5 protein-coding genes are annotated in these 8,429 nt (G+C 72.6%); all 5 read right to left on the bottom strand.

Going from position 1 to position 8,429, the window contains the following annotated elements:
* Window positions 1-8: 8 nt before the first annotated feature.
* Window positions 9-2,495: a penicillin acylase family protein gene (locus tag C1J01_RS43450; RefSeq protein WP_111184872.1), complete on the bottom strand. Its 2,487-nt coding sequence runs from the start codon at window positions 2,493-2,495 to the stop codon at window positions 9-11.
* A 99-nt stretch (window positions 2,496-2,594) separates the two neighbouring features.
* Window positions 2,595-3,974, bottom strand: coding sequence for a cysteine--tRNA ligase (gene cysS / locus C1J01_RS43445; protein ID WP_111184871.1), 1,380 nt, complete (start codon window positions 3,972-3,974; stop codon window positions 2,595-2,597).
* A 32-nt stretch (window positions 3,975-4,006) separates the two neighbouring features.
* Window positions 4,007-5,848 carry a sigma factor-like helix-turn-helix DNA-binding protein gene (locus C1J01_RS43440; protein ID WP_111184870.1) on the bottom strand — a complete coding sequence of 614 codons (1,842 nt, stop codon included), beginning with the start codon at window positions 5,846-5,848 and terminating at the stop codon, window positions 4,007-4,009.
* 48 nt (window positions 5,849-5,896) lie between these two features.
* On the bottom strand, window positions 5,897-7,729 hold the full coding sequence (locus C1J01_RS43435) for a UvrD-helicase domain-containing protein (protein WP_111184869.1): 1,833 nt from the start codon (window positions 7,727-7,729) through the stop codon (window positions 5,897-5,899).
* A gap of 4 nt (window positions 7,730-7,733) precedes the next feature.
* Entirely contained in the window at window positions 7,734-8,342 is a 609-nt protein-coding gene (locus C1J01_RS43430; protein ID WP_111184868.1) for a hypothetical protein, read from the bottom strand.
* Window positions 8,343-8,429: the final 87 nt, after the last annotated feature.

Here is an 8,429-nt window from a genome sequence, read left to right as displayed (position 1 = left end):
GGGGTGAGTCAGGGGGTCAGTCGGAGGGTGTGGACCGCGGCCTTCCTGACCGCCTGCGGGGTCGAGTACATCGGCAGCAGGTCGCCGCGGGCCCACGCCGCCGCCTGGTCCCAGTAGTTGTCGTGGAAGGCGTGCCCCGAGGCGCCGGTCAGGTTGATCCACTGCGACTTGTCCAGGTCCGACAGGTCGACGATCATGCGCATCGACGGCACCGAGGTGATCGCGTAACCCGTCTGAACGTTCCAGCCCGTGGCGTTCACCGCGTCCTTGCCGCCCGGCACCCGCAGCGGCCCGCGGTTGAACAGCGCCTCCACCGGCGCGATGCCCGAGGTCCCGAGAGAGTCGTTGACCAGCTCCAGGCCGTGCAGGTCGCCCCAGCGCCACGCCTTGACGTCCGCGCCGAGCCGGTCGGCCAGCTCCTGGTAGGCCGAGGCCATCGCCTGACGCAGGATGTCGTCGCGGGTCTCCTTGAGGTCGCGGGTCGTCACGTCGTCCCAGAACGGGTCGTCGGGGACCTCCAGCAGCCGCCTGACGACCTCGTACCAGCGGTCGCCGCCGGTCGGCCGCGCCGCCTCCGGCAGGTCGTCGTCGAACGTCAGCACGAGCACCTGCCGCCAGACCGCGTTGAAGAACGCCGCCGCGGCCGAGTCGAGGTCCTGCCGCCGGTCCCAGGTCTTCAGCAGCTCCCTGGCGGCGACCCCGGGGCCGGCCAGGTCCACCCGCTGCAGCGCCGGGATCAGCGTGTCGGCGAAGCCGTTGTGGGTGTCCTGCTGGATGCGTGACATGACGGCCGCGTCGATCGGCCCCTGCTGGATCGCCTCCGCGATGAGGGTGCGGATGCGCTCGGAGCGGTAGCCGTACGACCAGTCCTTCGTCAGCAGCGGCCGGTACCGGTTGGGGTCGATGACGGCGTTGTTCGCCGTGACGATGAACCCGTCGGCCGGGTTGCGCACCGACGGCAGCTGGTCGTACGGGATGGGCGCGGGCTTCCAGTCGTACTCGCCGGTCCAGCCGGGGACGGGCAGGGTGCCGTCGCCGTTCTCGCGCACGGGGATGCGCCCCGGCGCCTGGTAGCCGATGGTGCCCGAGGTGTCGGCGTAGACGAGGTTCTGGGCCGGCACCTCGAACAGCGAGGCCGCCGCCCGGAAGTCCTCCCAGCCGGTCGCCCGGTTCAGCAGGAAGATCGCGTCAGCCGTCCGGCCGGGGGTCAGCGCCGTCCACTGCAGCGCCACGGCGTTCGCCTCGCCGGTGGGGCGGGCGCCGCCGATCACGTCGTCGATCAGCGGGCCGTGCCGGGTGCTCTCGACGGTGATCGTCACCGGACTGCCCCCGGCCACCTTGATCTGCTCCGTGCGGGTCTCCAGCGGCAGCCGCTGGCCCCTGTACAGGTACGTGCCGCCGTCCACCTGCTCCAGGAAGAGGTCGGACACGTCCGGCCCCAGGTTCGTGAACCCCCACGCGATCTTGTCCGTGTGCCCGATGACCACCCCCGGGAGGCCGGAGAAGGTGAACCCGGTCACGTCGTACGGGCACTCCGCGGTGAGCTCGCGGCAGTGCAGCCCCGCCTGGTACCACACGGACGGCATCTGCGCGGCCAGGTGCGGGTCGTTGGCGAGCAGCGGCTTGCCGCTCGCGGTGTACTCGCCGGAGATCACCCACGAGTTCGACCCGAGGCCGTCGCGGTCGGCCGTGCCCATCGTGCTCGGCACCGCGTCGAGCGTCCCGGCCGCCCGGGTGAGCGCGTCGCCGGCCCGCAGCCGGGGCTCGACCTGCTGGTCGAAGCGGTTGCGGTCGATGGTGCCCTGGTTGACGATCGGCAGGTGCCGGTCGTACGGGTAGCCGGGGTAGAGCTGGTCGACCCGCTCCCTCGGCAGCCTGGTCAGCGCGAGGGCCCGGTCGATCTCGTCCTCCATGTTGGAGCGCAGGTCCCACGCCATGGCCTTGAGCCAGGCCAGCGAGTCGACCGGGGTCCACTTCTCCGGCCGGCTGGAGCCGTTCTGGATCTTCAGGATGGAGTACTCGAGGCTGCGGTCGGAGGCGTTCGGGTGGGCGTCGAGCCAGGCGTTGACGCCCTTGGCGTACGCGGTCAGGTAGTCGCGGGTCGACTGGTCGAGCAGGGGCAGCTCCTGCTCGGCGACCCGGCGCCAGCCCATCGTCCGCAGCGCCTTGTCGTTGTCGAGCGTGGCCGCGCCGAAGAGCTCCGAGAGGCGGCCGGCGGTGGTGTGCCGGCGGAAGTCCATCTCGTAGAAGCGGTCCTGGGCGTGGACGTAGCCCTGGGCCATGAAGAGGTCGGTCGCGGTGTCGGCATAAATATGCGGGATTCCCGATTTATCCCGATAAACCTCGACGTTCTGCCCTAACCCCGGCAGCCGTACGGCCCCATCCACCTGCGGGAACGATCTCCGCACGGTGTACACCCCAACCGCTGCCAGCACGACCGCCAGCGCGAGAAGAACGGTTAACACCCGAGCGAACCACCGCAAAGGCCACGGCATCCACGCATAGGGCCTCACCGACACCTCCTTGTCCCCGAACTGGGATCAAGTCTGACAGCCCGCGATCACTCCTCCGGACGCGCCGCCATGTAGGAGATGTCAGGCCCAGATCTGGCCCTCCGGGGTGTCGGACACCCGGACGCCCATCTCGGCGAGCTCGTCGCGCAGCCGGTCGGACGCCGCCCAGTCGCCGGACTCCCGTGCCCGCTCCCTGGCCGCCAGCAACTCGGCCGCCCCGGGCGGCAGCACCTTCGGCTTGCCGATCTCCGACGACAGGTCGAGCGCCAGCACCTGGTCGAGATGGAGGAACGTCTCGAACTTGGCCCCCGGCGCCACCGTCTCGTCGCGCTCCAGCTCGCGCAGGATGCGCAGCGCCGCCGGCGTGTCCAGGTCGTCGTCGAAGGCGGACTCGACGCGTTCGGCGTACGCGGCGGCCATGGGGGCGCTCGGCGACTCCGACCACTCCGCCACCCGCGCCCGCCACCGGCGCACCGTGCGGTCGGCGGCCCGCAGGGTGTCCCACGTGAGGTTCAGCTGCTGCCGGTAGCGATGCTCCAGGAACGCCAGCCGCACGGCCAGCGGGTCGAGCCCGGCCGCCACGACGTCCGACAGCAGCACCACGTTGCCCGTCGACTTGGCCATCTTGCGCCCGTCGAACAGCAGGTGCTCGCCGTGCACCCAGTGGCGGACGACCTCGTGGCCGGTCGCCGCGTTCGACTGGGCGCGCTCGTCCTCGTGGTGCGGGAAGCGCAGGTCGATGCCCCCGAGGTGGAGGTCGAAACGCGAGCCGAGGAAGCGCAGCGACATGGCCGAGCACTCGACGTGCCAGCCGGGAAAACCACGGCCCCAGGGCGTGTCCCAGGTCAGCTCGCCGTCGCCGGGCTTCCACAGGGCCCAGTCGGCGTGGAAGCGCTTGCGCGGGTCGACGGCCTCGATGCGGTGCGCGGGCCTGAGCGCGTCGAGCCGGTTGCCCGATATCTCGCCGTACGACGGGAAGCTCTGGACGTCGAAGAAGACCGACCCGTCCGGCGCCGTGTACGCGTGACCCCGCTCGACCAGCCGCGCGATCAGCTCGATCATCAGGTCGACGGTCTCGCTCGCCCGCGGCGCGTGCTCCGGCGGCCGCAGGTTGAGCGCGGCGGTGTCGGCGACGAAGGCGTCCTCGTAGTGGCGGGCCAGCTCACGCGGCGAGCGCCCCTCGGCCAGCGCCTGCGCGACGACCTTGTCCTCGTCGGTGCCCTCGCCGTCGCCCGACGGGTCCTCGACGAGGTGCCCGACGTCGGTGATGTTCCGGCAGGCCACGACCCGCACCCGCCGCCGCTCCAGGACCCGCCTGATGAGGTCGGACAGCACGTACGTGCGCAGGTTGCCCACGTGGGCGTGACGGTAGACGGTCGGCCCGCAGGTGTACATGCGTACCGCCCGATCGGCCTCGATCTCCTCGACCTGCCTGGCGCGCGTGTCGTAGATCCGCAACATCCCCCGAGCTTAGTCGGGGACCGCGGCCGGCCCTACGCCCCCAGGTAGGCGAGGATGTCGCGGTCGCCGCGCTCGCGCAGCCTGGCCAGGACCTCCTCGCGGCCGACTGTGTCGGGCAGCCCGATCCGGGCCCCGATCAGCCGCAGGCCCTCCAGCTCCGAGCCGACCGGAGCGGTGTAGCCGAGCAGGTAGAGGGCCCGGTTGATGGGCGGCATCGCCACGGGCGCGGCCGGCAGGTAACGGGTCAGCAGCTCGCCGCCGTCGGAGACGGTCAGGAAGACGTGGTCGCCCTCGCGCGCGTTGTACTCGGCCAGCACGTTCCTGATCGACCCCATGGTGGGCTGGTTGTGCCAGCTGATCACCACGTCGCCGGACGGCGCGGAGGCGGTGAGCTGCCCGCCCGGCGCCATCCCGAGGTAGGCGGCGAACCCGGTGGGCAGCGGCGAGCCCGATCCGCGCAGGTGCTCGGCGTTGACGTCGACCCGGTGCCACCAGCGGCCGTCGCGGGAGCGGAAGCTGCGCCGGGTCTCGGAGACGTCCTTGCGCGGCTGGTACGTCACCTCCCCGCTCGGCGAGGTGCCCGCCACCCGGATCCAGCCCCGCTGCGTCCGCTCGAACCCCGGCCCGCCCGAGTAGGCGCGCACCGAGCTCTCGCTGACGTCGTAGCGGGAGGTCAGGTTCGTCACGATCGTGCTCACCGACGCCTCGCCGCCGGCCCGCTCGATCTCCCTGGCGATCATCTCCCTGATGCCGAGGTACTCGTCGCCGCCCCAGCGCGTCAGGCCGTACTTGTTGCGGTCGACCCGCAGGAAGCGGTCGTCGGCGGTGAGCTGGTTGCGGATGCCGACCAGGCTGTAGTCCTCGCCGATGCGTTCCTGGATCTCCTCCGGCGACAGCGGCGTGCCCGCCACCGCCAGCACCGCCTCGGCCTTCTCGTTGATGCTGCGCGGCCACGGCACCACGTGCCGGCCGAGCACCCGCAGCTGCGGGGTGGCGAGGATCCACCGCTCGGCGACGTCCTCGCGGACCCCGAGCTGGGAGACCATGGTCACGGCCTCGGCGAGCGGGCGCGGCCCGTCGGTGAACAACTGGCGCGTCTTCTCCCGCAGCTCGTCGGCCCCGCCCGCGACGAGCCACCCCTCGGCCTGCTCGTAACCGGTCAGCAGCGTACGGACGAACCGCCAGGCCGGGATGCCGAGGGCGCGCAGCTCGGTGCCGTGCCACGGCACGGCCGCCTGGAGGTCGTCGGCCGGCACCGCCGAGCCGAGCCGGCCGCGCAGCCAGGCGAGGTGAGCCACCAGCGGGGCGACCTCCGGCCTGCCGAGCCACGCCTCGATGTGGTCGCGCAGGTCGCGCTCGATCTGCCTGATGCGCTCGCGCGTCACCGAGAACCGCTGCGCCAGCTCGTCGAGCGTGGCGCGCTGCTCGGCGTACAGGCGGTCGCGCGAGATCGCCCGCTGCCGGTCGTCCAGCGCCCCGAACAGCTCGTCGATCAGCTCGGGCAGCGGCCGATCGGGCCGCGCCGGCGCGGGCACCGCGTCCGCCGCCGGCTCCAGCAGCCGCTCGAACACGCCGGTGAACAACTTCTGCACCACGTCCTTGCCGAGCATCTCCGGCGTCCGCTCGGCCTCGGCCGGGTCGGAGAACCGCAGCAGCGGCAGGATGTCGCCGAGCATGAGATGCCCCCAGCAGGCCACCGCCAGGTCGGCCAGGTGGCCCGCCACGGTCTGCATGCCGACGATGGCGCACGCCCGGTCGAGAGGGATCGCCTGCCACCATGCCTCGGGCAGCTGGGGCTCCTCGACGATCGGCGCGATCTGACCAGGGGAGGTCCAGCGCAGGGGTGGCGAGAGGTCGCTCAGGCTGAGGTTCATTGACGTCCAACCGGCAAAGGAGAGATATCCGCAGTTCAGACTATGTGATCAGAGGGGTAGAAACGGGCTCCCTCTTCCGGAATGGGAGATATAAAGCTTCGAACGGGCGCGGGTGCAGGCGACGAACAGTATGCTCCGTTCGCGCTGCAGCGCACGAGCCCGTAGGTAAGGATCTTGCGGCGGATCCTCCGGCTGCGGCTCGGGCACCACGCCCTCCGCCACCCCGGCCAGCGCCACCCGCTCGAACTCCAGCCCCTTCAGATGCTGGAACGTCGCCGCCCGCACCTCCAGGCCGTCGAGCGCCCGCCGCACCTCGCGCACCAGCCCCGGGGTGCGCGCGCCCACGGCGATCTCGGCCGGCGCCACCCCCTCGGCCAGCCACGACTCGACCGTGGCGCGCAACCCGGCCAGCTCCGCCTCCCAGGTCGCGTACGCCCTGACGTCGGGGCGCTCGCCGTTGCGGACGGCGCTCAGGTCGTACATATCGGTCGCGCCGCGCACCAGGCCGGTCGAGAGGCCGCCGCCGCGCAGCCGTACGGCGAAGGAGAGCAGCTCGTGGGGGAGCCGGTAGGAGACCCCGAGCGTGTGGTGCTCGGCGGGGATGCCCACCGTGGCCAGCGCCACCCGCGTGTCGGTGACCCGCTGGTGCGGGTCGCCGACGATGAACAGGTCGTCGCGCGCGTGGGGCGCCGCGGCGCGCAGCAGCCGCCACTGCGCCGGGCTGATGTCCTGTGCCTCGTCCACCACGATGTGACGGTACGGCTTCTGCCCGGGGTCCACATCGTCGAGCAGATCACCGGTTGCCAGAGAGAGCAACCGCAATGCGTCGTCCGTCAGCTCGGCCAGCGATCTCGCGCCCTGGCCGACCAGCGCCGGGCGGCGGCCCTCCGCGTCGGTCACGATCCGCAGGGCGAGGCGTTCCGGGTTGTCGACCTCGACCCGCTTGCGCACCACCTCGTCCTCGAGGAGCAGGTCCAGCTTGGCCGACAGCTCCTCGGCCAGGCTCTGCGAGAACGTCACCAGCAGCACCGGCCCGGCCCCGTGGACGGCCAGATGGGCGGCCCGGTGCAGGGCGACGACGCTCTTGCCGGTCCCCGCCCCGCCCACGACCAGCACCGGGTGCTCGTACCCCAGGGCCTTGACCAGCCGGTGCTGCGGCGGATGCAGGAACGTGCACCAGTCCGGCGCCCGCAGCACCCGGTCGAGCGCCACCTTGTCGGGCACGAACACCGCCCGGTCGGGACTGCGCAGCAGCGCGGCGTGCAGGTCCTCGGCGTCGATCGGGCCGAGCGGCTCGGCCGAGGCCCGCCACGCCTCCAGCGCCCGCCACGCCTCCGCCAGCGTGCCGCCCCGGGCCAGCACCGCCAGCGGGACGTGCTGGGTGGGCGGCAGCAGCGGCTCCAGCGCGGCGACATCCGCCTCGGTCGTGATCAGCCGGAACAGCGGCAGCGCGTTCACGTCCAGGCCCAGGCCCAGCAGGTCGCCGTCGCAGATCGGGTCGAACAGCCCCGACCTGCCCGCCGACCTGCGCAGCGCAGGCTCCACCCGTTCCAGGGCCTCGGCGTCCCACTCCTCGACGACCCCGATCACCGGGTTGACGCCGTAGCGGTGGCGGCGGGCGTACGACCAGGCGTCCGGGTCGGGCAGGACCGTCCGCAGCCAGTACACGTCCCGCTGCCGCACCACGACCCCGCGATGGCCCTGCGTCAGGCGCAGGGTCGCGACCCGCGGATCCCTGGCGCCCCTCACCCGCTCGGGGTGCGGGGCGCCCGCGACGTTCAGCAGGAACCGGCGCAGCGCGACCACGGCGTCCCTGCGCACCGCCGGAGCCAGGGCGCTGAGCTCCTTGGGGAATTCTGGGCCGATCGCGAGCCGCGGCACCGGCTCAGTCCAGCAGTTCGAGCAGGTCGCGGTCCCCGCGCTCGCGGAGCCTGGCGAGCAGGTCCGGCAGCGGGACGGGGCCCGTCATGCCGATCCTCGTGGCGATCACCCGCGCCGCCTGCTCCTTGGTGCCGCCCGGCGCCGTGTAGCCCACCAGGCGCAGCGCCTTGGTGATCTTCTCGGCGCCCTGCGCGGCGACCGGCAGATGCCTGGCCCGCAGCACGCCCTCGTCCGACAGGGTCAGGAACAGGTGTCCGCCCTCCTTGGCGCCCACGTCCACGAGCAGCTGCGCGATCGAGACCAGCGCCGGCCGGCCGTGCCACGTCATCGTCAGCTCGCCCGCCGCGCTCCTGACCGTCTTGGTCTCACCCGGCGACAGCCCCAGATAGGCGGCGAACCCGGTCGGCAGCGGGCACTCGCCTCCGGCGAGCTGCTCGGCCGTCACGTCGATGCGCAGCCACCACCGTCCGTCCGGCTGCCGGAAGCAGCGCCGCGTCTGGGAGACGTCCTTCAACGGCTGGTACGGGCGCTCCGGCTCGCCGTTGGCCTCGTTCGCGGGCGGCGTCACCGGCGTGAACGCCTGGAACACCGGCGGCCCCGCGGGCGGCTCCACCGGGAGGCCCGGAGGCGGCCCTGAGGACGGCTCCACCGGAGGGCCCGGGGGCGGGCCCGCGGGCGGTGTCACAGGAGGACCTGGAGG

It is taken from the genome of Nonomuraea aridisoli, assembly GCF_003236395.1.
GTDB classification, from domain to species: domain Bacteria; phylum Actinomycetota; class Actinomycetes; order Streptosporangiales; family Streptosporangiaceae; genus Nonomuraea; species Nonomuraea aridisoli.
Note: the sequence above shows the minus strand (reverse complement) of the source record. Positions and strands in the feature narration are given on the sequence as shown.

Excerpts from the sequence above, each read along its gene's own strand:
- C1J01_RS43450 (WP_111184872.1), bottom strand. The coding sequence starts at position 2,495 with ATGCCGTGGCCTTTGCGGTGGTTCGCTCGGGTGTTAACCGTTCTTCTC.
- C1J01_RS43440 (WP_111184870.1), bottom strand. The coding sequence starts at position 5,848 with ATGAACCTCAGCCTGAGCGACCTCTCGCCACCCCTGCGCTGGACCTCC.
- cysS (WP_111184871.1), bottom strand. The coding sequence starts at position 3,974 with ATGTTGCGGATCTACGACACGCGCGCCAGGCAGGTCGAGGAGATCGAG.